At 31.8% G+C, this 24,619-nt stretch carries 29 protein-coding genes; 22 read left to right on the forward strand and 7 right to left on the reverse strand.

The window, feature by feature from the left end; genetic code table 11:
• The first annotated feature begins 35 nt into the window (after window positions 1–35).
• Window positions 36–875, forward strand: coding sequence for a sterol desaturase family protein (locus LCI24_RS12260; protein ID WP_274640627.1), 840 nt, complete (start codon window positions 36–38; stop codon window positions 873–875).
• Window positions 876–918: 43 nt separating this feature from the next.
• On the opposite strand, the gene LCI24_RS12265 is transcribed toward LCI24_RS12260, so the two are convergent.
• The gene (locus tag LCI24_RS12265; protein WP_099216210.1) at window positions 919–1,179 is read right to left on the reverse strand and encodes a hypothetical protein; all 261 of its coding nucleotides are present in this window, start codon (window positions 1,177–1,179) and stop codon (window positions 919–921) included.
• Between the two features lie 268 nt (window positions 1,180–1,447).
• On the opposite strand from LCI24_RS12265, the gene LCI24_RS12270 reads away from it, so the two are divergent.
• Window positions 1,448–1,978: a hypothetical protein gene (locus LCI24_RS12270; protein ID WP_274640628.1), complete on the forward strand. Its 531-nt coding sequence runs from the start codon at window positions 1,448–1,450 to the stop codon at window positions 1,976–1,978.
• A gap of 64 nt (window positions 1,979–2,042) precedes the next feature.
• A complete protein-coding gene (locus tag LCI24_RS12275; RefSeq protein ID WP_274640629.1) occupies window positions 2,043–2,822 on the forward strand; it encodes a hypothetical protein in 780 nt (259 codons plus the stop codon).
• Window positions 2,823–2,894: 72 nt separating this feature from the next.
• On the opposite strand, the gene LCI24_RS12280 is transcribed toward LCI24_RS12275, so the two are convergent.
• Window positions 2,895–3,485: an adenylosuccinate lyase gene (locus LCI24_RS12280; RefSeq protein ID WP_274640630.1), complete on the reverse strand. Its 591-nt coding sequence runs from the start codon at window positions 3,483–3,485 to the stop codon at window positions 2,895–2,897.
• A gap of 45 nt (window positions 3,486–3,530) precedes the next feature.
• Here LCI24_RS12280 and LCI24_RS12285 point away from each other — a divergent pair, with 45 nt between their 5' ends.
• From LCI24_RS12285 to LCI24_RS12295, 3 genes are all read left to right on the forward strand, one after another.
• Window positions 3,531–4,238, forward strand: coding sequence for a toxin-antitoxin system YwqK family antitoxin (locus LCI24_RS12285; RefSeq protein WP_274640631.1), 708 nt, complete (start codon window positions 3,531–3,533; stop codon window positions 4,236–4,238).
• Between the two features lie 223 nt (window positions 4,239–4,461).
• Window positions 4,462–5,649 (forward strand): tRNA 2-thiouridine(34) synthase MnmA, encoded by a 1,188-nt coding sequence (mnmA, locus tag LCI24_RS12290; protein WP_274640632.1) that lies wholly within the window; start codon window positions 4,462–4,464, stop codon window positions 5,647–5,649.
• 88 nt (window positions 5,650–5,737) lie between these two features.
• Window positions 5,738–6,676 carry an NAD(P)H-dependent flavin oxidoreductase gene (locus LCI24_RS12295; RefSeq protein ID WP_274640633.1) on the forward strand — a complete coding sequence of 313 codons (939 nt, stop codon included), beginning with the start codon at window positions 5,738–5,740 and terminating at the stop codon, window positions 6,674–6,676.
• Window positions 6,677–7,108: 432 nt separating this feature from the next.
• On the opposite strand, the gene LCI24_RS12300 is transcribed toward LCI24_RS12295, so the two are convergent.
• Complete coding sequence (locus LCI24_RS12300; protein ID WP_274640634.1) at window positions 7,109–8,674, reverse strand: hypothetical protein; 1,566 nt, start codon at window positions 8,672–8,674, stop codon at window positions 7,109–7,111.
• Between the two features lie 132 nt (window positions 8,675–8,806).
• Between LCI24_RS12300 and LCI24_RS12305 the strand changes: the two genes are divergently transcribed.
• The 8 genes from LCI24_RS12305 to LCI24_RS12340 all read left to right on the forward strand — a co-directional run bounded on the left by LCI24_RS12305 (window position 8,807) and on the right by LCI24_RS12340 (window position 17,001).
• Entirely contained in the window at window positions 8,807–9,982 is a 1,176-nt protein-coding gene (locus tag LCI24_RS12305) for a 2-isopropylmalate synthase (RefSeq protein ID WP_274640635.1), read from the forward strand.
• A complete protein-coding gene (gene leuC, locus LCI24_RS12310; RefSeq protein ID WP_274640636.1) occupies window positions 9,982–11,364 on the forward strand; it encodes a 3-isopropylmalate dehydratase large subunit in 1,383 nt (460 codons plus the stop codon). Before LCI24_RS12305 ends, leuC begins: the two co-directional genes overlap by 1 nt.
• Window positions 11,364–11,945: a 3-isopropylmalate dehydratase small subunit gene (leuD, locus tag LCI24_RS12315; protein ID WP_274640637.1), complete on the forward strand. Its 582-nt coding sequence runs from the start codon at window positions 11,364–11,366 to the stop codon at window positions 11,943–11,945. The genes leuC and leuD overlap by 1 nt, the downstream gene beginning before the upstream one ends.
• An 11-nt stretch (window positions 11,946–11,956) precedes the next feature.
• Window positions 11,957–13,072 carry a 3-isopropylmalate dehydrogenase gene (gene leuB / locus LCI24_RS12320; protein ID WP_274640638.1) on the forward strand — a complete coding sequence of 372 codons (1,116 nt, stop codon included), beginning with the start codon at window positions 11,957–11,959 and terminating at the stop codon, window positions 13,070–13,072.
• A gap of 242 nt (window positions 13,073–13,314) precedes the next feature.
• Window positions 13,315–14,181 carry a M57 family metalloprotease gene (locus LCI24_RS12325; RefSeq protein WP_274640639.1) on the forward strand — a complete coding sequence of 289 codons (867 nt, stop codon included), beginning with the start codon at window positions 13,315–13,317 and terminating at the stop codon, window positions 14,179–14,181.
• 167 nt (window positions 14,182–14,348) lie between these two features.
• On the forward strand, window positions 14,349–15,092 hold the full coding sequence (locus LCI24_RS12330) for a hypothetical protein (protein ID WP_274640640.1): 744 nt from the start codon (window positions 14,349–14,351) through the stop codon (window positions 15,090–15,092).
• 71 nt (window positions 15,093–15,163) lie between these two features.
• Window positions 15,164–16,216, forward strand: a complete 1,053-nt coding sequence (locus LCI24_RS12335) for a sensor histidine kinase (RefSeq protein ID WP_274640641.1) — start codon at window positions 15,164–15,166, stop codon at window positions 16,214–16,216.
• A gap of 2 nt (window positions 16,217–16,218) precedes the next feature.
• The gene (locus LCI24_RS12340) at window positions 16,219–17,001 is read left to right on the forward strand and encodes a LytR/AlgR family response regulator transcription factor (RefSeq protein ID WP_274640642.1); all 783 of its coding nucleotides are present in this window, start codon (window positions 16,219–16,221) and stop codon (window positions 16,999–17,001) included.
• A 130-nt stretch (window positions 17,002–17,131) separates the two neighbouring features.
• Here the strand turns inward: LCI24_RS12340 and LCI24_RS12345 are convergent, their stop codons facing one another.
• From LCI24_RS12345 to LCI24_RS12360, 4 genes are all read right to left on the reverse strand, one after another.
• Window positions 17,132–17,500, reverse strand: a complete 369-nt coding sequence (locus LCI24_RS12345) for a nuclear transport factor 2 family protein (RefSeq protein ID WP_274640643.1) — start codon at window positions 17,498–17,500, stop codon at window positions 17,132–17,134.
• A gap of 12 nt (window positions 17,501–17,512) precedes the next feature.
• Complete coding sequence (locus tag LCI24_RS12350) at window positions 17,513–18,256, reverse strand: SDR family NAD(P)-dependent oxidoreductase (protein ID WP_274640644.1); 744 nt, start codon at window positions 18,254–18,256, stop codon at window positions 17,513–17,515.
• Window positions 18,257–18,261: 5 nt separating this feature from the next.
• The gene (locus LCI24_RS12355; protein WP_073183706.1) at window positions 18,262–18,456 is read right to left on the reverse strand and encodes a tautomerase family protein; all 195 of its coding nucleotides are present in this window, start codon (window positions 18,454–18,456) and stop codon (window positions 18,262–18,264) included.
• A 117-nt stretch (window positions 18,457–18,573) separates the two neighbouring features.
• Entirely contained in the window at window positions 18,574–19,137 is a 564-nt protein-coding gene (locus LCI24_RS12360) for a Crp/Fnr family transcriptional regulator (protein WP_274640645.1), read from the reverse strand.
• Between the two features lie 748 nt (window positions 19,138–19,885).
• Here LCI24_RS12360 and tssD point away from each other — a divergent pair.
• The 8 genes from tssD to LCI24_RS12400 all read left to right on the forward strand — a co-directional run bounded on the left by tssD (window position 19,886) and on the right by LCI24_RS12400 (window position 23,718).
• A complete protein-coding gene (tssD, locus tag LCI24_RS12365) occupies window positions 19,886–20,371 on the forward strand; it encodes a type VI secretion system tube protein TssD (RefSeq protein ID WP_274640646.1) in 486 nt (161 codons plus the stop codon).
• A gap of 1 nt (window position 20,372) precedes the next feature.
• Window positions 20,373–21,632: a hypothetical protein gene (locus LCI24_RS12370; protein WP_274640647.1), complete on the forward strand. Its 1,260-nt coding sequence runs from the start codon at window positions 20,373–20,375 to the stop codon at window positions 21,630–21,632.
• Window positions 21,629–21,976 carry a hypothetical protein gene (locus LCI24_RS12375; RefSeq protein ID WP_274640648.1) on the forward strand — a complete coding sequence of 116 codons (348 nt, stop codon included), beginning with the start codon at window positions 21,629–21,631 and terminating at the stop codon, window positions 21,974–21,976. The genes LCI24_RS12370 and LCI24_RS12375 overlap by 4 nt, the downstream gene beginning before the upstream one ends.
• Before the next feature lies 1 nt (window position 21,977).
• Window positions 21,978–22,325 carry a hypothetical protein gene (locus tag LCI24_RS12380; protein ID WP_274640649.1) on the forward strand — a complete coding sequence of 116 codons (348 nt, stop codon included), beginning with the start codon at window positions 21,978–21,980 and terminating at the stop codon, window positions 22,323–22,325.
• 210 nt (window positions 22,326–22,535) lie between these two features.
• Window positions 22,536–22,712: a hypothetical protein gene (locus LCI24_RS12385; RefSeq protein WP_274640650.1), complete on the forward strand. Its 177-nt coding sequence runs from the start codon at window positions 22,536–22,538 to the stop codon at window positions 22,710–22,712.
• Window positions 22,713–22,741: 29 nt separating this feature from the next.
• Window positions 22,742–23,074 carry a hypothetical protein gene (locus LCI24_RS12390; RefSeq protein WP_047789060.1) on the forward strand — a complete coding sequence of 111 codons (333 nt, stop codon included), beginning with the start codon at window positions 22,742–22,744 and terminating at the stop codon, window positions 23,072–23,074.
• 1 nt (window position 23,075) lies between these two features.
• Window positions 23,076–23,426, forward strand: a complete 351-nt coding sequence (locus LCI24_RS12395; protein WP_274640651.1) for a carboxypeptidase-like regulatory domain-containing protein — start codon at window positions 23,076–23,078, stop codon at window positions 23,424–23,426.
• Between the two features lie 7 nt (window positions 23,427–23,433).
• The gene (locus LCI24_RS12400; protein ID WP_274640652.1) at window positions 23,434–23,718 is read left to right on the forward strand and encodes a hypothetical protein; all 285 of its coding nucleotides are present in this window, start codon (window positions 23,434–23,436) and stop codon (window positions 23,716–23,718) included.
• The last annotated feature ends 901 nt before the right edge of the window (window positions 23,719–24,619 follow it).

Here is a 24,619-nt window from a genome sequence, read left to right on the forward strand (position 1 = left end):
GATATTTTTTCTATTTTTAGAAAAAATATTACACATTGGAAACCCTTATACATTATTTTGAAAATATTCCTTCTAGTCATAGAAGTATTATTTTAGTTGGAGGAATAACTTTTTTCTGGTTGTTAGAAGGCGCTGTGCCTTTATTTAGTTTTAAATACAATAAGTGGAAACACGCATGGCCTAACTTGTTTTTTACTGCTACCACGGTAATTATCAACTTTACTCTGGCTTTTGTATTACTTAAAACAGCGGACTGGGTACAAGCAAATGATTTTGGATTGATTAACTGGCTTCCTGAAATGCCATTATGGTTGTATGTATTGTTAGGAGTGTTGTTTTTAGACTTTTTCGGAGCTTATTTAGCACATTTAGTAGAGCATAAAGTGAAACCTTTATGGATGGTACATTTAGTACACCATTCTGATCATAAAGTAGATACCACAACAGCAAACAGACATCATCCAATAGAAAGCGTTATTCGTTTTACATTTACATTACTAGGTGTTTTTTTAGTAGGAACACCTATAGGTATAATAATGTTATATCAGTCTATGTCGTTAGTGTTTACACAACTAACTCATGCCAATATAAAAATGCCTAAAAAATTGGATAAAGTATTAAGTTATGTTATTGTTTCACCTGATATGCATAAAGTACATCATCATAATTTATTACCTTATACTGATTCCAACTACGGAAACATCTTTTCTATTTGGGATCGATTATTAGGGACTTATATGGAATTAGATAGAGAAAAAATAGTCTACGGAGTAGATACATTTCCTGATGAGGTAAAAAATTCAAGCCTAAAAGAGTTACTCAAGCAACCTTTTCAAGGATATAGAAAACCTACGAACTTAAAGGGTATTAAATAAATAAAAGCAAGCAGTTAGGCTTGCTTTTATAATTCTTATCTAGTTATAAAGGATAACAAATGTAACCACGATAGCTTAAATCTGTGTAAGAATAAAAAAAGGTAGGTGTATTACCATTACTAGTTTGGTTATGACACCTCCACTTCCAACTTGGTGTTACTGGATCAGAAGGAAATCTGTCAGGATCTGTTGTTGTGTCTACTCCATCTAAATAACCACCAAAAGAACCTCCTCCTGAAATTTCTTTTTGAGTTAAACTGTTTAGTTTTTGAACACCACTTAACTTTAAAATTTTTTTCAACATAATTTTTTATTTTGATTTATAATGTTGGCAAAACTATAACCGAAAGAGAAGAAGGTCTTTAGGTTAACGACTGTATTTTTAAAAGGAATAAACACTTGATTTATAGAGGGTATAAATTGAAATACCCACAAACTTTAGCAAATGTTCAGTACATAAGATTTATTTTAAGGGTGTTTTTCCTGTGGTATAAACAACAATTCCCCTGATAGTTAAGCTGTGGTGTTCGTGTATATTTGAGTTCATAATTAACCCCGAAAACTATTATTTTATGAAACGACTACAAAACTTTGTAATTGTAGGCATCGTCCTTATGATGCTACAAGCATGTCAAAAAGAAGACACTGCAAACGAATTGTTAAACAACACAAATTTAGAGGTAAAACAAGCTCGAGCCTATTATGCACCATGGGTATATGTTATGGATTGGCGTTTTAGTAGAGGAACTTGTACTACAGGACCAGGAGTGTGTTTTAAAAACGACTATGGAGACATACTTGTATATGGAAATGCAAGTTCAGGCTCATCAGATGAAGTAAAAGAAACTTTCTCAAAACTTATGGAAGGAAACAATGATGAAGATAATGGTGTGATAGCGTTCAGAAATGAAGGTGAATCATTACGATTGGTGTTTTCAAGAAGTTTAGAAGAAGAAGATTTTATCATTTCAGAAAACGTTTCTCTTAGAGAAGATATAGTAGCAGAATTGGGTAAAACTAATATTACTTTGCAAGCAGGTAAATACGTTGTAGATTATTCACGTTTTAAAAACGGAGAGGTTTTAATACCTGTAAAAAATTAAATAACTAACTAATCAAACTAATAAACTCTTAGTAAATGCTGGGAGTTTCAAAAAATAAGAAAAAATGAAAAAACAAAATTTTTTATGGATGGCTGTGATGTGCTTTACATTACTTTTCAGCTGTCAAAGTGAAGATGTAATTGAAAATGAATCGAACAAAGAAGAAGTACAATTAGCAAAAGAAAGTACAGTAACTATAAGTCATACATACGATTATTATGGTAAGCAGTTTAAAGTAGCTTATGTATATGATGAAGAAAGTGGAGAAGTACTGAAAGCTGATGGAGATGTTGAGCTTGCTCAAGAAATCTTTGGAGATGAAGAAAGAGCACCAAAATCATTATTCTTTGATAACCCAAAAGAAGGAAGTACTGATATTCAAGTTAAGGTTTTTGATAATGGAGAAGACTTACAAGAATATGGAGCGAAAGTAGCTGGAAATTTTCCTGGCGATCAAGTAGGTACTGAAGGTAGAGCTGCTAAATGTGATAGCTATGACGTGTATGGGTCAGGAAGATTTTACTTCTATAAACACGCTTATTATAACACTTATATGAGCGGAATGAGTAGAATGAACCGCTATTACTATAGAGATCATTGGGTAGGAAGTGGTTATAACGATCAGTTATCTTCTTTAATCGTAACAAAACCTTCATATAGAAAAGCCGTAGTATACTTATACCAACATTCTTGTTATGGAGGAAAAGTAATAGGATTCTATCAAGGAACAGGATACACAGGTTTTGGAATAGCTAACCTTAAATGGTATACTATGTCGGGCTGGTGGTTCTGGAGAAAATCTTGGAACGATAAAGTTTCATCTACTAAAGGATGGGCTTGGTAATAAAATAAGCTACAACTATTTAGTTGTTTGTAAAATAATAAATGAACCTCAGAAGATTTTTCTTCTGAGGTTTTATAATTGTTTTTGGTTTTTATGCTTCTCTATCAATTCTAATATTTTCTTGCCTCTAGCTTTACAGCCTTTACTCTCATGAATTACTTTAGTCCGAATTAGATGTTCTAACTCAGGATGAACCCAATCTTTTTGTAAACCAAATAAAAACAAAGTACTCATGGTGTAGGCTTTCACTGCTATTTTTTTGTCGGTAATTAACCAATCAAACCCAGTTTCTATAATTAAATCAATATCAGTTTCTGTTAACTGTTCTTTTATACCATTGGTTGTTTTTGAGGAAAAAGCAGTTGCTAAATGCTCACAAATTTTAGCACATGATCTTACAGCACTGTCAAAATGTACGCTAGATATATTTTTTGTAAAAACATTTAAATAAGGAATAATATGTTCAATTCCACTATGTGTACAAATCCATTCCAGTACCCAAGCAGCTTTAATAGATAGTTTATTATCAACATCAAAAGTGATATCAATCAAATATTTTATCAATTCAGGTTGTGCTAACACAATATTTGAAGCATTATCTCTGTTTACTTTAGCAGCATTATCAACATTTTCTAACACAGAAATTAAAAAATCAACACTCATATTGGTATGGTTTATGTAAATTTGAAATGTAAAAGAAATTATAGCATGATAAATATAAAAAGGATATTTTCAACGGCACTTTTATTAGCAGTCTTTTTTACAACGGCTGCACAAGCACAAAAAATTAATCAGTTTGATGCAAATGGTAAGAGACATGGGGTGTGGAAAAAGTATTACGACAACAATAAAAATAGAATAAGATACTCAGGCGAATTTAAAAATGGGAAAGAAGTTGGAACATTTAATTTTTATGAGCCTAATTCTTATGGGGTACCTTCTATGTCTAAAGACTTTTCAGCAAAATCAGATAGTGCTTTTGTACAGTTTTTTACACCAAAAGGAAAAGTAAAAACAAAAGGATGGATGAAAGGAAGAAAGAGAGTAGGTAAGTGGACGTATTATTTTTCAGATGGAAAGCTTTTTTCAGAAGAAGAATATACTGATGGTAAACTAGATGGAGTTTTAAAAAACTACTATAGAAATGGTAAATTAACGGAGGAAAGCGTCTATAAAAATGGTAAGAAAAATGGACTTTCTAAGATTTTTACTGAAACGGGAGTAATGATTGAAGAAGTATATTATGTTGACGGAAAACTAGAAGGAGAAGGAAGGTATTACGACTTAAAAGGTGATTTAAAAGAAAAAGGAATGTATAAAAACGGTAAAAGAGACGGTAAATGGCAATTTTATATGGATGGAGAAGTTGTTACCGATAAGAGAAAAAGAGCTGTACATTCAATACCTAAAAACTAATCTATAGATATAGAAAGTATAAAGATAAATTTATTTCTTTTATAAAGTAACGCAGTGGAGAATAAGAGTTTTACTTTCTGACTGGTTAATTTAAAAATATTCTAAGAGAAGGCAAGAAACCAAGACATATCACTGTCCATCAATTTTTACAATGAAGTCATCAATTATTTCCATAATAGAAAACGTTTATTATTTCGTAAATTTGCAGCTTCAAAAGTAAAAAATGAAAAGAGTAGTAGTAGGACTTTCAGGAGGTGTAGATAGTAGTGTAACTGCTTATTTACTAAAAGAACAGGGATACGAAGTTATTGGGTTGTTTATGAAGAACTGGCACGACGATTCAGTAACCATTTCTAATGAATGTCCGTGGTTAGAAGATAGCAACGATGCTATGATTGTTGCAGAAAAGTTAGGAATTCCTTTTCAAACAGTTGATTTAAGCGAACAATACAAAGAACGTATCGTTGACTATATGTTTAACGAATATGAAAAAGGACGTACACCTAATCCTGATGTATTATGTAATCGTGAAATTAAGTTCGATGTGTTTATGGACATCGCATTAAGTTTAGGAGCTGATTATGTAGCTACAGGACATTACTGTAGAAAATCAGAAGAAATTATTGATGGAAAACCTGTATACAAGTTATTAGCAGGAAAAGACACTAATAAAGATCAATCATACTTTTTATGTCAATTATCACAAGAACAATTATCGAAAGCATTGTTCCCTATTGGGGAATTGACAAAACCAGAAGTTCGTGAAATAGCAAAAGAAGCAGATTTAATTACAGCCGATAAAAAAGATAGTCAAGGATTGTGTTTTATAGGAAAAGTAAGACTTCCAGACTTTTTACAACAAAAACTACAACCGAAAGAAGGAGATATTGTCCGAATTCCAGATGAATTTGAGCAGTACAATCGTTCAGTTCCAGAATTTGAGAATAAAGAGGCAGAATTGGAATATTTTTCAACGAAGTTCTCTTATAATAAAGAGGATGGAAAAGTAGTAGGAAAACATCAAGGGGCACATTATTTCACTAAAGGACAACGTAAAGGGTTAGCAGTTGGAGGAACCAAAGAACCATTGTTTGTAATTGAAACCGATGTAGATACTAACATTATTTATACTGGAGAAGGAAAAAATCACCAAGGATTGTATAGAAGTGTATTATTTGTATCAAATGAAGAATTACACTGGGTACGTGAAGATTTAGCTTTACAAATAGGTGAATCTATGGAAGTAGAAGCACGTATTCGTTACCGACAACCATTAGAAAAAGCTACGTTGTATAAAGTAGACAACGGAATTTATGTAGAGTTTGAAAATCCACAATCAGCTATTCAAGAAGGGCAGTTTGTTGCTTGGTATAAAAATGAAGAGCTATTAGGTTCTGGTGTAATTTCGTAACTTTTTCACACATAAAAACATAAATATAGAACCTCGATTTTTTCGAGGTTTTTTTGTGCTTCCTAGCTAATGATTGTACATTTACGCTATGCAAAACAGAATTACCAAACTATTTAATATACAATATCCAATCGTTCAAGGTGGAATGATTTGGGTAAGTGGCTGGAAGTTAGCTTCTGCAGTGTCTAATGCAGGCGGATTAGGATTAATTGGTGCAGGATCTATGTATCCAGAAGTACTTCGTGAACACATTCAAAAATGTAAAAAAGCAACAGATAAACCTTTTGGTGTAAATGTACCAATGTTATATCCTGATATTGAAAAAATCATGGATATTATCGTTGAAGAAGGAGTAAAAATTGTGTTTACTTCCGCAGGTAATCCAAAAACATGGACCTCTTTTTTAAAGGAAAAAGGAATTAAAGTGGTGCATGTAGTAAGTTCAGTAAAATTTGCCTTAAAAGCAGAAGCAGCTGGAGTAGATGCTGTGGTATGTGAAGGTTTTGAAGCTGGAGGTCATAACGGACGTGAAGAAACTACTACGTTTACGTTAATTCCTATGGTAAAAGAACAAGTTGAAATTCCTGTAATTGCTGCAGGAGGTATCGGGTCAGGTAGAGGGATGTTAGCAGCAATGGTGTTGGGAGCAGATGGAGTACAAGTGGGGAGCCGTTTTGCAGCTACTGTAGAATCTTCAGCACATGATAACTTCAAAAAAACAATTGTTGAAGTAAAAGATGGAGGTACACAACTAACGTTAAAAGAACTAGCTCCTGTACGTTTGGTAAAAAACAAGTTTTTTCAAGAAGTTCAAGAGTTATATCAACAGAACCCAACGATAGAAGAATTAAAAGAATTGTTAGGACGTGCGCGTGCTAAGAGAGGTATGTTTGAAGGAAACTTAGACGATGGAGAACTAGAAATAGGTCAAGTAGCAGGGCTTATCCATGAAATTAAACCAGCAAAAGAAGTGTTAGAAACAATTGTAGAAGAATATCAGCAAGTGAAAAAAGAACAGTTGTTTTAATCGCAGAACGATTGCCAAAAAAAAATAGAAACGTCATTCCGATGAGGTAGGAGGAGGAATCTTATAAAGATGAGTTAAAAACATGCTTTTATCGTACTAACGAGTAAAAATTTAGGTAAAACAAAATAGTAATGCTAAACTATTAATTAGCGTTCCGTTTTTGATTTTAGGTATTTACCAGCTATTTAAATTAGTTAACTTAATTGAAAGCAATAAGGAGTCTTTTAATATATTTATAGGTTATAGTAAAAATAAGTTATCGTATCCAAAAGGTTCAGAGATGTTCTTCAGGTTATTTTTTTAGGTACTTTTTACTTTTTTAAATTAGCATGTTTATATTTAGTCAACTTGTTTAGCTTTCCTAAAGGAGACGTGAATTAGTAATTAGATTTTTTTAATCAGTACTTTACAAGGATAAATCTAATACTATTTTCAACACTTTTGAGAACTAACAAATTTCTCTTTAATAATTTGAGCAACAGGTTTATTTTCAATCTTACTTTCAAGCCACGAAAGGATGTCTAAATATAAAAAAGCTCTTTTTTCATAAGGATGATTCTCATAAACCTTAAGGCGACTGTGTACTTTTTTTAACTCCTTTTTTATTTGATGCGGAAACACATCTCCCAACGCTTTTATAGAAGAAATAAACTCTTTTTGAACCTCTTGTAAATTTTCCATTTTAAGTAAAAAACGATAGGTATCTTTAAACTGTCGCTCCAAATCATAATCTAAGCCACACTCGTAATGAGCAATTAAAGAAAGTACTCTGGCAAAACACTGTAAGTCGTTAGCTACTTGAATATTTTTAGGTTTAATTATTTTATTTAAATACAAAATACACTCTTTGTTTTTACCCATACCAAAGTACAAACAAGCAATTTTATAGTAAAATACCACTATATGATGATTATCAAGACGATCCTTATAACTATTAATCTTATCATTAATAATAGCCACTAAATATTCGCCCTCAGCAAAACTACCCTCTAAGAAGTGTAAGTGTAATTTGTTAGCATAATAGTATAGAAAAGTTAAGATTTCAGTATTGCTATTTTGCGGAATACTTTTCTCTTCAATTTCCTCTTCAAAAGCAGAAAGTTCTTCTTTAAACTTATCATAATGCTTTATAAAAAATAAGCTCTCTAATAAGTAGTTCTTTCCTTTTAAATAAAAAACAGGATGTAAAGAAATATTCTTAGTATCATGCTTAAATAAATCTACCCATTTATTAGCATACTTATAACTCTGTAAAAAATCCTGCGTTAAAAAGCTATGCCACAAATGTGCTTTGTATAACCATAACTTTTCTCTAAACCCCAATTCTTCATATGTATATTCAGGAAGTTTAGAATAAAAGTAAGTATTTACTCGCTGCAGCTCTTCATCGTTTTTTACGTAGCCATTTTTAAGCAACGTTCCATACAATTGTAGCGATAAGTTTGACAATTTACTGGCGATAACATTTTGCATGCTAAGCTCTTTTGCCTGAATAGTTAATTCGTCAGAACGCGTATCAATACTTCGGGTTATATACTGACTTTCAATAACTTTTTCAAGCTCAACAATTTCATAAGCAACATTCTTTTCTTCATTTTCAACCGCCATATTTTTTGCTTTGTCAAGCAATTTTAAACTTTGCTTGTACAACCCTTTTTGATATAAAACTGTAGCAAAATCTAACTGCTCACGTATTTGAATTCTAATGTTTTTATGAGCAGGATTCATACGAAGACTAGTTAGTATTTGCTTGTATAAATGAGCTTTTAGGTTAGATAACTGCTGCTTACTCACCACACCGCTATCAATAATAGCCTTTTCGTTATAACTCTTTTGTTTTTCAAGCAATTTAAAAAGCGCAAAAAATTTAGCATCTACATTACCTCCTAAACGACCAACATATAAATTAAACTGACGTTTTTCTGACTTCGATAAAGACTTAATCAAAACAAACAAAGCATCATTTTGTTGGTTGGAGAATGTAATTGGTTTACGCATAACTTTTTGTTTTTCAGTGTTTTGTTTTTGTTTTTTGTTGTTTTAATATCGTAACTAACTCATTAAAAAAGAGCTTGCTAGAAAAGCCAATATATACATTTGGTTTTTATTTTGATAATCATAGTTAGATTTATGCAAAGCGATAAAATTCAAATTTTCGATACCACATTACGAGACGGAGAGCAAGTCCCAGGATGTAAATTAGATACCCAACAAAAACTAGTTATTGCCGAAAGACTCGATTTTTTAGGAGTTGATGTAATTGAAGCAGGCTTCCCAGTATCAAGCCCAGGAGACTTTACTTCGGTACAAGAAATAGCTAAATTAGTTAAAAATGCTACTGTTTGCGGATTAACAAGAGCCGTTAAAAAAGATATTGAAGTAGCAGCAGATGCTTTAAGATTAGCTAATAAACCTAGAATTCATACAGGTATTGGTACTAGTGATTCACATATTCAGTATAAATTCAATGCTTCGAAAGAAGAAGTAATTAGGCGAGCAAAAGAAGCTGTTTCGTACGCAAAAAACTTTGTAGACGATGTAGAGTTTTATGCAGAAGATGCAGGTAGAACCGATAACGCTTTTTTGGCCAAAGTTTGTGAAGAAGTTATAGAATCAGGAGCAACAGTGTTGAATATTCCTGATACTACAGGGTATTGTTTACCTGAAGAATATGGAGCGAAAATCAAGTATTTAAAAGACAATGTAAAAGGTATTGAAAATGTAATTATTTCATGCCATTGCCATAACGATTTAGGCTTAGCCACAGCAAATTCTATTGCAGGAGCTATTAATGGTGCGCGTCAAATAGAATGTACGGTCAACGGAATAGGAGAGCGGGCAGGAAATACGGCTTTAGAAGAAGTAGTAATGATTTTAAAACAGCATCCATATTTAAATCTTCAAACAGATATTAATACCAAATTACTATACGATACAAGTATGATGGTTCGTGAACGCATGGGAATGCCTGTACAACCTAACAAAGCCATTGTAGGAGCAAATGCTTTTGCACATAGCTCAGGAATTCATCAAGATGGAGTTATCAAGAATCGTGAAACGTATGAAATTATCAATCCAGCAGATGTAGGAGTCACAGAAAGTGCTATTGTATTAACCGCAAGAAGCGGAAGAGCAGCCTTAGCATATCGCGCAAAAAAGATAGGATATGAGCTAACCAAAATTCAGTTAGATACAGCTTATAAAACGTTTTTACAGTTTGCCGACAGACAAAAAGAAGTAATTGATGAAGACATTCATCAGATTATGAAACAAGTTAATAAAATTTCAAAAATAGCCATAGCTTAATGGGAAAGACATTATTTGATAAAGTATGGGATGCACATGTGGTAGATACTGTTAAAGACGGGCCACAAATTTTATATATAGACAAACACTTAATTCATGAAGTAACCAGTCCGCAAGCATTTAACGAGTTAAAAGAACGTAATATTCCAATTGCACGACCAGACAAAACAGTAGCAACAGCCGATCATAATACACCAACTGTAAATCAACATTTACCAATAAAAGATGAATTATCAAGGCAGCAACTAGAGCAGTTAACACAAAACTGTAAAGAAAATAACATTACTCTATACGGTTTAGGACATCGATATAATGGAATCGTACACGTAATGGCTCCCGAATTAGGAATTACTCAACCAGGAATGACCATGGTTTGTGGAGATAGTCATACATCAACACACGGCGCTTTTGGTACCATTGCCTTTGGTATTGGAACAAGCCAAGTAGCACAAGTATTTGCAAGTCAATGTTTATTACTAGAAAAACCTAAAAGCTTGCGTGTAACTGTAAACGGTAAGCTTAAAAAAGGAGTATTACCAAAAGATGTAATCTTATATATCATAGCACAATTAGGAACAAATTCAGGTACAGGGTATTTTTGTGAATATGCAGGAAATGTATTTGAAGAAATGTCTATGGAAGGTCGTATGACCGTGTGTAATATGAGTATAGAAATGGGAGCAAGAGGAGGTATGATTGCTCCTGATAAAACCACTTTTGAATATATTAAAGAACGTGAGTTTGCACCAAAAGGAGACGAGTTTGATAACAAAGTAGCTTATTGGAAAACATTAAAGACTGATAAAAGTGCAAAATTTGATAAAGAATACACTTTTAAGGCAGAAGACATAGAACCAATGCTTACTTACGGAACTAACCCAGGAATGGGTATAAAAATTTCAGAAAACATTCCCCAATTTAATGATGCTTCCTTTGAAAAGTCGTTACAGTATATGAACTTTAAAAAGGGAACATCATTAATTAATACACCTGTTAATTATGTATTTATAGGAAGTTGTACTAACTCAAGAATAGAAGATTTTAGAGTAGCAGCAAACTATATAAAAGGAAAGCAAAAAGCGGCGAATGTAAATGCGTGGTTAGTACCAGGATCACAACAAGTAGCAAAACAAATAAAACGAGAAGGCTTACAAGAAGTTTTTGAAGCAGCAGGCTTTCAGTTACGACAACCAGGTTGCTCAGCATGTTTAGCAATGAATGATGATAAAATACCAGAAGGAGAATACTGTGTATCAACTTCAAATAGAAACTTTGAAGGACGTCAAGGACAAGGAGCAAGAACCATTTTAGCAAGTCCGTTAATGGCTGCAGCAACAGCAGTAGAAGGAAAAATTACTGACTTTACAAAACAATTAAACTAATGGAGAAATTTGTTAAACTAATAGATACAGCCATACCGTTACCAACAGAGAATATAGATACCGATCAAATTATACCCGCACGATTTTTAAAATCAACCAATAAAGAAGGGTTTGGAGATAATGTGTTTAGAGATTGGCGCTACAAAAAAAATGGCAGTTTAAATGAAGACTTTGTTTTAAACAACCCAAATTATACAGGAAGCATCTTAATTGCAGGAGATAACTTTGGTTGTGGTTCAAGTAGAGAACATGCCGCATGGGCATTAGCAGGCTACGGGTTTAAAGTAGTTATTAGTAGTTTTTTCGCTGATATATTTAAAGGAAATGCACTTAATAACGGAATATTACCAGTACAAGTACCCAAAGAATATTTAGCAAAACTGTTAAAAAAAGTAACGGAATTACCAGACACAACTATTATAGTTGATTTAGAAAATCAAAAACTTAAAACCCCCATAGGTAATGTAGATTTTGAAATAAACCCGTACAAAAAACTATGTATGATAAATGGTTATGACGATATAGATTTTTTAATCAGTAAAAAAGATACAATAACAGCTTTTGAAGCAACAATGATATAAAAAGTAAAAAGATGAAGTACAATATAGCGGTAATACCAGGAGATGGAATAGGACCAGAAGTAACAGAGCAAGCAAAAAAAGTGCTTAGAGCTGTTGGTAATGTGTTTGATCACACATTCTTATTTAAAGAAACATTAATGGGAGCTTGTGCTATTGATAAAACAGGAAACCCGTTGCCAGATGAAACCATTGAACTGTGTAAAAAGAGTGATGCTATTTTATTTGGAGCCATAGGAGATCCAAAATATGATAATGATCCTACTGCAAAAGTACGTCCAGAGCAAGGATTACTACGTTTAAGGAAAGAGTTAGGGTTATTTTGTAATATTCGTCCTGTAAAAGCATATGACACATTAATTCATAAATCACCTTTAAAGAAAGATAGAATTGAAGGAACAGATATTACTATTTATAGAGAGCTAACAGGAGGAATCTATTTTGGTATTAAAGAGCTAAGTGATGATGGGAAGCATGCTTTTGATGGTTGTTCTTATACTGTAGAAGAAATAGAACGAATGGCACATTTAGCTTTTCAAGCAGCTCAAAAAAGACGTAAAAAATTAACGTTGGTAGATAAAGCCAATGTATTAGAAACCTCAAGGCTGTGGCGTAAAACTGTTGGAGATTTAGCAACTCAATACCCTGATGTTGAAGTAGACTATTTATTTGTTGATAATGCAGCGATGAAGTTAATTTTAAACCCAAAAGATTTTGATGTTATTTTAACCGAAAACCTTTTTGGAGACATTCTTTCTGATGAAGCAAGTGTTATAGGAGGTTCTATAGGTTTGTTAGCTTCCGCTTCAGTAGGAAAAGAAAATGCGTTATTTGAACCAATCCATGGATCTTTTCCACAAGCAAAAGGAAAAGACATCGCCAATCCATTAGCATCCATACTATCATCTGCGTTATTGTTAAGACATTTAGAATTGCACGCAGAGGCAGATACAGTAGAGAGTGCTGTTCAAAAATCATTAGAATTAGGAATTACTACAGAAGACATCAATTCAGAAAATCCATTTTCTACTAGTAAAGTAGGAGATTTTATAGCAGACTATATCTATAACCAAGAAGATAGTGATATGAATTTCCAAAATATACACATGGGGCAAAGCACCATTATATAAGTAGTAAAAACTATAAATAATTATGTAAACTTCCTTTAACTATCATGGTTAAAGGAAGTTTTGTTTATAAATAATTGGTAGTCTGATTGTTAGTTGTTTGAAATTATCGTGTGTTGTTTAATATTTAATATTTTATGATTTTTCTGTTTAAATATTCTTTTTTTTAACGTTTTTTTCGGTTTTATTTAAAATATATGAATCTAAAGTGTAGATTTACAGCGAATTAAAAAACCCTTCATATTATGAAAAAAACAAAGTTAGCCCTAATTATGGGCTTGTCTGCAGGTGTATTCTTCACCTCATGTTCAAGTGAAAACGAACAAGTTAAAAACCCTGAAGTTATAGAGCAATCTAGCGATAACCCAGGACTTAAACCAATACCTCAAGAGGTAGTTGATGCTGTAGCCAAATTAGAGCTAAATGTAGATCATATTCGTTATGACAATTTTTACTTTCCTGATGGAACTTCAGAAGTACGTTTATTTTTAGAGGAAGATGTAGTAATAACAGAAGATCAGTTGTTTACTATGGCTAAAGCTAAAGATCAATCTGCTCGTCAATACTCTACCAATAATTTGGTATCTCAGGGTAGAAATATTTCTATCGTAGGATACACAGGTGGTGGTGGATATGGTCTTTCTAGTAAAGAGCAAACAGCATTACAATGGGCGGTAGATAATTACAACCGTTTAAGTGGTGTATCTATTAGCTTTACATTAAGTTTTGGAACCAACTACAGCAACAAAGATATGGTAGTATACCATAACCCAACTCAATCTGGAGCAGGTGGTAGTGCAGGTTTCCCAAGCAATGGTTTACCTTACAAGTTTGTACAAATATATGGTTTGAACAACTACGATACGAATGTTGTTGAGCATGTAATTACACATGAAATTGGACACTCAGTTGGATTTAGACATACAGATTGGTTTAGCCGTCAAAGTTGTGGACAAAATACCAATGAAGGTACTGCAGGTGTTGGAGCTAACCATGTATCTGGTACACCAACAGGATACGATTCAACTTCAGTTATGTTAGCGTGCTTTAGCTCTAACGAAGACGGAGAGTTTAATGGTAACGACATTACAGCATTACAAAACATGTACTAAGAAATAACTAACCTTAATACATAGTGTAAACCACCGATTAAAAGTCGGTGGTTTTTTTATTGCTTATATTCCTTAGTTTATCATTTATTTTCTGAGCTTATAAAAAAAATGTTTTTAAAAACATGAGTCCAAAATACATTTGAGGTATCTAATAATAAAAACATACCATGATGAACACAAAAAGAGAACTTATTTTTTTAAGAACATTTGCAGTAAGTATAACAGCTTTAATAGGAGTTTTAACTACTGTAGCCTTTAAAAATAAAGGGAATACACAATTTGATACTATTGATGTGAAAAGAATTAATATTATAGAAAATGATGGAACAGTAAAAATGCTAATTACAAATGTAGCAAACTTTCCTAGTAAAGGTGATAAGATTAATGGAAGAGTATATCACGAAAGAAAAAAGAGAGCAGGAATGCTTTTTTATAATGAAGAAGGTATAGAGTGTGGGGGATTTATTTATGATGGTAAAAAAACTGAAAAAGGACATAGTTCGGGATTATCATTAACATTTGATCAGTATGATGGAGACCAAGTAATGCAGCTCATAACTACTGATGCAAAGAGAGATGGAAAAAGGTACAAAGCAGGTAGGTTAGTATTTAATGATAGAGGAGATAACGAAACCCAAGAAAAGACTCAAAAAATAAGTGAAGAATTAAGAGCTATTAAAGATCCTGCTGAAAGAAGAGCTAAGTTTAAAGAGTATCAACAAAAAGGAATGATAGGTGGGGTACCAAGAGTAGCTTTAGGGCAAACACCAGGAAAACAAAACGGATTATTTTTATACGATTCTAACGGAAAAACAAGAGCTAAGTTTATTATAGATGAGGATAATAAAATAAAATTAGAAGCCTATGATGAAAAAGGAAATACAGTAAGTACTTGGCCAGAAGATAAATAGAAATACTAGAGTTTGCGGTGAGATTCAATCAAAAGTTTCATCGCAAATTTGATATATTTGTGAGTACTGATATGAAAACAAACACATCCTTTTTTAGAGAAAATGCTACATTTTTAATCTTTCTCTTTACCTTTTGCTTAATATTTATTTTAAAAAATCAATTTGGGAATTCAGATTCTTGGAAAGATTTTATCTTTTATCCTGATGCTCCCTTTTGGTATTTCTTTAAAGCAGTTTTTATTTTTTGGTGGGTTAGTTTTATTAAAAAGAGTATTAATAAAAACTCAAAAAAACAAACTTCATTAAGTAGAAGATATGTGCATTTTTTTGGAATAGGCTTGTTAACATATTTAGTGATAGGAAATAGTTTCGGATTAATTGTTGCGTTCATTTTTGATACCTATTCCAGAAACTTTGGTTCTGTTTATCATGTAATATATGTTAATATAAATTCTGTAATTGACTTTATTATTTTTGGAGGATTTTCATTAGCCTACTTGTATTATAAAGAAAATGTTGCTTATCAAAAGCAGGTAGCTGCCTATGAAATAAGTAAAGCTAAAAATGAAATAACACAATTAAAAACACAATTAAACCCTCACTTTTTGTTTAATAATCTAAATATTTTAGATCAACTTATTGAAGAAGATACTCAAAGAGCTTCTTTATTTTTAAATCGTTTTGCAGAATTATATAGATATAGCTTACATAGTTCAGATAAACAACTGGTTACATTAAAAGAAGAGTTGTTTTTTACAGAAGGATATTTTAAGCTAATGGAAGAAAAGTATGAAGGTTATTATAAACTAAATATAGCACCAACTTTATACACAAAAAACATTGTAGTACCTCCATTTTGTTTACAAGTTCTTATAGAAAATGCAATCACTCACAATAAAGGAACCTCCGAATCACCTGTAGATATTACTATAACAGAGGATGAAGGAATTAAGGTTACAAATAATAAAGTACTGTATGCTACAAGAAGAAAAGGTAATGGAATGGCGTTGATTAACTTATCAAAACAATTTGAGTTACTTGCTGAAAATACTATTAAAATACGTGAAACTGAAAAGGAGTTTGAAGTCGTTTTACCATTAATACCATCCCATAAATCTGTATAAAAATGATAAAAGCCCTTATTGTTGAAGACGAATTACCAGCCAGAAAAAAGCTAAAAAAATATATAGAAAGTTATCATGAACCTATCACTGTGGTAGATGAGTTTGAAACAGTAGAGGAGGTGCTTCAGTTTTTTGAATCAACTTCTGATATTGACTTAATTTTTTCTGATATAGAATTACGAGACGGTAATGTTTTTGATGCTTATAATAAGCTACAAATTCAAGTACCAATTATTTTTATAACAGCATACAATCAGTTTTGGATGCATGCTTTTGAAACCAGTGGTATAGAGTATTTATTAAAACCTTATTCATTTGAACGTTTTGAAAAAGCAGTAAATAAATATTCAAGCTTAAAAAGTTCAATGAAGGATGAAAGTAACCATAATGTTTTGCAAAAATTAGATGCTTATCTAGCAAATCAAACAGCTCAAACACCTAAAAACTATCAAGATTTTATTGCTGTTAAATCTTCTCAGTATACCTACTTCTTAAAGATGGAAGAGGTAATGTATTTTCAAGCAGATTATGGAATTGTAACAGCATACGATATAAATAATAAAAAACATGTATTAAATCAATCTTCTTTAAAAGCATTAGGAGAAATAATAAACCCTAGCGTGTTTTTTAAAATTAATAGAGGCGAACTACTCAATAGAAACTATATAGAAAAGATAAGTAGATATAATAAAAATGTAGTAGCCATCAATCTAAAAAACAGCAAAACAGTTTTAAAAACCAGTCAAAATAAAACAGCAGAGTTTACGAAGTGGTTAGGATTATAAAATAGGCGATTACCGTCATTCCGAAAGATAATGAGGAATCTCTCTCAAACGAAAAAAATTATTTGGCTTGTTGTTCGTAATAAAAACAAAGCAGCTTAGATAAACACCCAAACTGCTTTTGTTTATAGCATTATTCTACATGCGTAAAAATCTTAGCTACAATTTTCCAATCATTTCCTATTTTAGTTAGAGATAGATAGTCGTAATAATTATAACCCAACATAGGTACATGTAACTTTGCCATGGCAATTTTCCTCATAATATCAACTCCAATAATTTTCATGTTAAAAGATTCCTTCAAATCATTTGGACTTTGTCTGTTGGCAACACCTTCAATATAGGCTTCAGCACTTTTAAAATAGTCAGTCCCTTTAATATCTCCATAAATAGGAGTATTGTTATGAAAGCATGCTCGAAGTTTTTCAGTATCTCCATAAAAAATACCCTCAAAGTAGTTAGTTACTAAATGTTCTATTGCTGTTATATTCTCTTTATACATCTTTTTTAGTTTTTAAATAGCATGTCCAACAGTATGTCCACCAGCCACATTCATAGTTTCACCTGTAACAAAATTTGAAAAAGCTAAATAATAAGCAGCTTCAGCAATATCAGTTACCTCACCAATACGGTTTAGTAAGTGTAACCCTGCCAAACTATCAGCATCTTCAATACCTATTTTTCCTTGTAACGGACTTCTGATAATTCCTGGAGCTATAGTATTAACTTTAATATTGTCTTTACCAAATTCAGCAGCTAATTGCTTAGTCAAGGTATGAATGGCACCTTTACTCATTAAAGGAGCTGTAGCTGGGAAACCAGCAATAGCATGATCTACTAAAACAGTTCCTATATTGATAATGGCTCCATTTTGTTGGGATATCATATGAGGAATAACAGCTTGAGAAGCAAAGTAAGTTCCTTTTAAATTTACGTTCCAATACAACTCTAAATCGCTTTCTTCAACCTCTAAAAAAGGTTTAGGAGCAAAGATTCCAGCGTTGTTAATTAATACATCTATACTGTTAAACTTTTCTAAAGCTAAGGCTACTAATTGCTTACTTGTTTTCTGTTTACTAATGTCTCCAACAAGAAATGCAGCGTTTGAAGGACTTCCTAGCTCTTTATAAGCATTTTGTAAGTTTTCTTTGGTAGAAGCATTCATTACCACATTGCATCCTTTTTCTATAAAAAGTTTAGCAATTTCTTTACCAATACCAGTTGAAGCTCCTGTAATAATTGCAGTTTTATTTTTCATAAGTCTTATTTTTTAGTTCCTAAATATTGTTTACCATCATGTCCCCAATTACCCATAGGAACTTCTTCAATAACAATATGGGTAGTTGCAGGGTTTTTCTGAAGCACATCAACTAAAAGCTGTGTAGTTCCTTCAATAAGTTGACGTTTTTGTTCTTGAGTTACCTGTTCGTCGGTAACTTTAATGTTTACAAAAGGCATAATAATATGTTTTAAAATTATGCTACAAAGTTGCGGTGGATGCACAACTCTACACAGGAGCTATGTCACACCTTTAAAGTGATGTATGTCACATACAAACAATAAGAAGTACTAAAATTAAGAGTTAAGTCTGCTAAGAGTTTCTCTAGAAACCCCTAAATAAGCAGCAATCATTTTTTTAGGAACACGTTGAAAAAGGGTAGGGTATTGTTCTAAAAGTTGGTCGTATCGTTCTTTTGCAGAATTTTGTAAGAGCGATACAATTCTTTTTTGAAGAGCTATTCTGCCCATTTTACTCTTTTTAGCCCAAAAGCGTTCCATTTTGTGCATGGTAGCAGTAAGTTTATCACGGTTTTCGTAAGTGATATATAGTAGCTGAGAATCCTCAATGCAATCAATAGCTGTTTTAGACGGTAGTTGCTTTACAAATGACTCGTAATCGGTAATCCACCAATTTTCCATAGCAAACTGTAAAATATGTTCTTTACCGCTATCTTCAATAAAATAACTTTTTACACAACCTTTTATCACCCAATACTCTTTATTGGCAGTTTCACCTTCTTGCAATAAGTATTGATGTTTACGCTTAGTAACAGGCTGAAAAAAACTTAGGATATAAGCAAATTCCTCATCGGTAAGAGGAATAATTTCTTCAATATGTTGTCGTAAAGGATGTGTCATTTAATAAAGAGTATGCTATTTTCTTTTTATTGTATGCAAATATACTTGTAAAGTAAGTAGTATTTAGAAAATGTTTTTACATACTGTCATTACGAACGCGGTATGAGGAATCTGTAGGTAACTCTAAACTTAGAGATTACTTCGTTATCACTCGCAATGACGTAACCCTATAGAACAGTATACCGTCATTCCGAACGGTAGTGAGGAATCTCACTAAAAAGTGTTAGCCTTATTCTTTTTTTGTAATCACTGTCAGTTCGAGTGATTTTTATTGAGTGATAGCAAAGTAAAAATTGTATCGAGAACTATTAGAATACTTCTCGATACAAAATTATTTTTATTTCATTTCAATAATTTTACTCAAAGTGACACTAGATGATAAAAAGAATATAGAACAAAGAGCCTAAAACAAAGACCTATAAACAAGTCTTAACTCTAACAGCGAAGCGGTCTATTCTCTTTGCCCTAAAATAACCGTCATAACGAGGAGCGATAGCGACGTGGTTATCTCATTACTCCAAAGTCTATAGTCTAACAGCGAAGTAGTCTTTTGTTAAAGATCGAATACTAAAACAGTGTTAACAAAAGTACCTTATAAGTACAAACAAAGTACACGCTCCGTATTTACTTAGTACAAAGAGATTTAATGAAAAATATACTAGCTTTTTAAATGGAAAAATTGTAGGTTTGATACGTTGAAATTGCTAAGGATTACTTCAACAAGAAAAAAATAACTAAAAATAAAGCTATGAAATATAGAACTATGCTGTTGTTTAACAACAGAGAGATAGAAGTACTAACCTATAACTTTGGTTTTAATAGAAACATTAATGCTTCTGACCAACCTACAAGCTCCGCTAACTTTGCAGGTTTAGAATTAGAAATAGAATCTGGTAGTAATACTGATTTTGAAGAATGGGCTTGTAAAGAAAATGCTATAGACCAACTAGAGTTAAAAATATACTACCCATATTTAAAAGGAGGCTCTAAAACAATGACTTTTTTTGATTGTTACCTAAAGAAATACGAAACAGTATTTTCTAATACAAACGATCAACCGATAAAAGACCGATTAATTATTATATGTGCAGGAGTGAAAATGCCTAACGCTTCGCTAGAATATTCTACGTATTGGAGGAAAACACTTTCTGGAGCACAAAAAGAAGTAACCAATAATGGTAGTGCCGTTTCTAGTAACGGTACAAACTTTAGTGTAACCCCAAAATTATCGTAATATGCCAAGTTTTGTCCCCCTAGGAATTGCTGATTACAGCGGAAATAGTGAAAGAGGCTTTGTACAATTTACTTACCAAATAGCCGATAATAATGCCAAGGAACTAACGCTACAAATTAGAGATGGAAGCTCGGTGATTTTTGAAGAAAAAATAACTGATGCTAACAAACTAAAACAAGGAGAACACATTTGGAAATGGGATGGGTTTGATAGCGGAGGAATTTTAGACACTGCTAAACTAACACAATACGAAAATTTAAATCTGTATACTATTGGCGTAGATAGCTCAAATAACTACAGTAGAAAAAAGTTAGATTTTAGTATGCGTTACGATGAGGTAAAATGGGTTGATGTAAAGATTGATAAAAATTCAAAAAGAGTAGATGTTACATTACGTGTTAACCTAAAAGATGGAGGAACGATTGGCACTGAAGAAGACTGTAAGGAATTAATAAAGGTAGATCATCTTAACCCAGGTCTGAGAACTTCAAAAAAAGTATGTCCTTGGGACAAAATACCAGAAAAAGATTTAATTTCAGGGAAGCTTCCAATAAGAAAAAAGACGAGAGATTTTAAAAGTTTAGAGGAGTTAGCCTTAGAGGGGGTAAATTATCATTGGAGTAGAAATAAAAACCACACTGTGGGAAAAAATATAGAAGTAAATGGAGAAAATTATGAAGTTTATGTAAATGCTGTAAATACTACAGACAAGTCAATGGATGATTTAGATATAGTATACAATACTAATTCATTTTGGGGAAGATCAAACAATCCTGGTAATGTGAGTACTATAACCTCTTTTTTTGCTAATTTGGCAGAATACATTCCTTATGTACCTCTTAATGAAACAATATATTATAACGTAGGTTATGTAAATAGTATATATAAATATGAGTCTAAGTTATTTTTTAAAAAAAGTGAATGGAGGTATCTTAATCCATTGGATTTTTATAAGAAAAAATCAAAAATAGATAGAGATTTTTCATACACAGCGGCACATGAATTGGGGCATACTATATTAAAAGCTTTTGCAGAAAAAGGAGGAGGAAGTACAGATTATTCATACAAACATAAAGGAAGTTCAGGCTATTCAAACACAAAACCAGTGAGTGAAGGAGGAGAAAATTATCCTTTTAGAGGAGAAATAGACTTAATGAAGTACTACAATAGAGGTCCCAATTATTACGATTTTGATAGAATTACAGCTAGTAAAGAAGATGTTTTGGGTTTACTTTGGTTAACTAAATTAAAAATAAAATGAGAAAGCAAATATTATTAGTTGTATTAATTACATTGTTTACTTCTTGTACAGAAGGGACAAAAGAGTATTTTGAGGGGTATGTTTATTATAAAGAAATCCCTCTCAAAGGTGTAGTGATAACTGAAGGATACTCTGAACCTAATAACGTGTTTTCAACAACAGATAGTTTAGGGTATTTTAAATTAAAGCGATTTTCACAAACTTTTGCAGATAAACTAATATTTAGTAAAAAAGGATTTAAAACAGATACCATTTACCTACTAAGAGGTAGAAACTCTCCACCTCTATATACACTATTTTTACGTGAACAATCAGACACTTTATTTATGAAGAAGAAAGAATAAAATGAGAAAGCAAGTATTATTAGTTGTATTAATTACATTGTTTACTTCTTGTACAGAAGGGACAAAAGAGTATTTTGAGGGGTATGTTTATTATAAAGAGAAACCCCTCAAAGGTGTAGTAATAACTGAGGGACACTCTGAACCTAACAACGTGTTTTCAACAACAGATAGTTTAGGGTATTTTAAATTAAAGCGATTTTCACAAACTTATGCAGATAAACTAATATTTAGTAAAAAAGGATTTAAAACAGATACCGTTTTCTTATCAAGAGGTAGACATTCACCTCCATTTTATCGTTTGTTTTTACGTGAACAATCAGACACTTTATTTATGAAGAGGAAAGAATAAAATGAAAAAAGTAGTATTCATATTTATAATAGTAACATTAACAAGCTGTTTTGTTAAAAGAGTTAGTAGACCTCCTATCATGGGTTATATATATAACTCTGAAACACTACAAAAAATAGATAGTGTTGATGTAATAACTTGGAATTCAGTAAAAAAAAAGATTATTCTACTGAAACCAGTAGTGATGTAAACGGGAGTTTCTTTTTAACAATGAAAACTTACTACGATAAAATGGCTATAGGAGGTGAAGCTCCTATGGGCTTTTTTAAGTTTAGTTTAATAAAAAAAGGATATGAAAAAAGAAGTATTGAGAAAAGAGGTAGGTATGGTTTTACAAAAGACACTATAAGATTCGACTCAATCTTCCTAAAACCACTAGAAAAGTAAACGTATTCTAGACATGTTATGTAGCTAAAATGAAAAACGTATTATTACTAACATTATTACTTTTAACAGTTTCTTGCAAACAAGAGCTATGTGATTGTTATCACGGCTATGTATTAGATGAAAACAAAGAGCCAATAAATAAAGTAAAAATAATAGAAAGCTCATCTTATTCACAGTATACCTATTCTAAAAGTGATGGCTATTTTTATCTAAACAGAAAAGCAGATTTTATTAGTGAATTAATTTTTGTTAAAGAAGGTTATATCTCAGATACTATTTCTCCTTATACAGCGAACAGAAGAGGAGATAAATCGTTATTCGTTCATAGAAAAGACACTTTATTTATGAAGAGGAAAGAATAAAATGAGAAAACTTCTATTCATATTTTTCATGGCTTTATTATTATCCTGTAAAGAGAAAAGACTTTTTTATCACGGGGTTATTTTAGATGAAAACAATAGACCTTTACCAAATGTAGAAGTAAAAGAGTTAGACTTTAATAATTCAACATTATCTGATTCAAAAGGATGTTTCAAATTAAAAAAAGACATCAACTTTATCTCTAAATTATCCTTTTCCCAAAAAGGCTATAAAACTAAGATAGTAAGAACGGTTTGGACTCATAGTGGTGAAGTAGTAGGGTACACATTTCTAAATAAAAAAGTAGATACTATAACTTTAAAGAAGAAAGCAATACTTCCTTTAGAAGACTAAAATTATAATGAAAAAGTTATTTTTATTTACTCTCTTGTTGTTTTTACTTTCTTGTAAGAAAAAGATAGACTATTACCACGGTTATATTTATAGTAAAGAGAAAAAGCCTTTAAGAAACTTAAAAGTAGTAGAAGACGACACCCTTAAAACTTTTAGTTTAACAGATGAAAAGGGATACTTTAACATACCAGAGTTAAATAGTTTCGGAGGTAATTTAGTTGTATATACAGAAAATAATAAGGTGATTGATACTATACCGTACCTTTTTATTGTTACTACGAACGCGGTATGAGGAGTCTGTTTATTTAGAAACCCAAACAAAAAGATTACCTCGCTTAATTCATAATGACTATATGTTTTATGACCTTCAAGAAAATCTTTGAAAATCAAGACAGCAGCGATGGATGTAAGATAAAAAGCTGTTTGAGCGGTAGCGAGTTCTTTTTATCAGGGGTAGGTGTTGTAGTATTTTCTTACGATTTTATTGTACGTCTTGATTTTTGTTTCTTTTTATCAAGAAAAAGAATATAAAACTCCTTTTTATCCTCATTACGAGGAGGATACGACGAAGTAATCTGTTTATTTAGAACTCAAAACATAGAGATTACTTCGCTTTAGCCTGTCTTGAGCCTTTCGACTTCGCTAAAGATAAACTTAAATCGAAAGGCTCGCAATGACGTTAACAAACAGCAAACCGTCATTCCGAACGGTAGTGAGAAACCGTAAGGTTCAGCGTAGCTAAATCTCACTCAAAAGAGTTACCCTTATTCTTTTATTGTAATCACTGTCAGTTCGAGTGATTTTTATTGAGTGATAACGAAGTAAAAATAGTATCGAGAACTATTAGAAAACTTCTCGATACAAAATTATTTTTATTTCATTTCAATAATTTTACTCGAAGTGACACTAGATGATAAAAAGAATATCGAACAAAGACCTATAAATAAGTCTTTACTCTAACAGCAAAGCGGTCTATTCTCCTGGCTCTAAAAGAACCATCATAACGAAGAGCGATAAAACACCATATAAAACATTGAGAATTTTGTTAGTTATACTAGTAAACACCTCATACCCATTAAAAACCATAGCAAAAAGAGTATATAACATAAAAAAGTACGAGCATATAGCTCGTACAGATTATAAAATATAGTTTTTGTCTTAACCTTCAGACAGTAGTGTCTGAAGTCACAGGA

Origin of the sequence: Tenacibaculum larymnensis (genome assembly GCF_028829235.1) — a bacterium.
GTDB classification, from domain to species: domain Bacteria; phylum Bacteroidota; class Bacteroidia; order Flavobacteriales; family Flavobacteriaceae; genus Polaribacter; species Polaribacter larymnensis.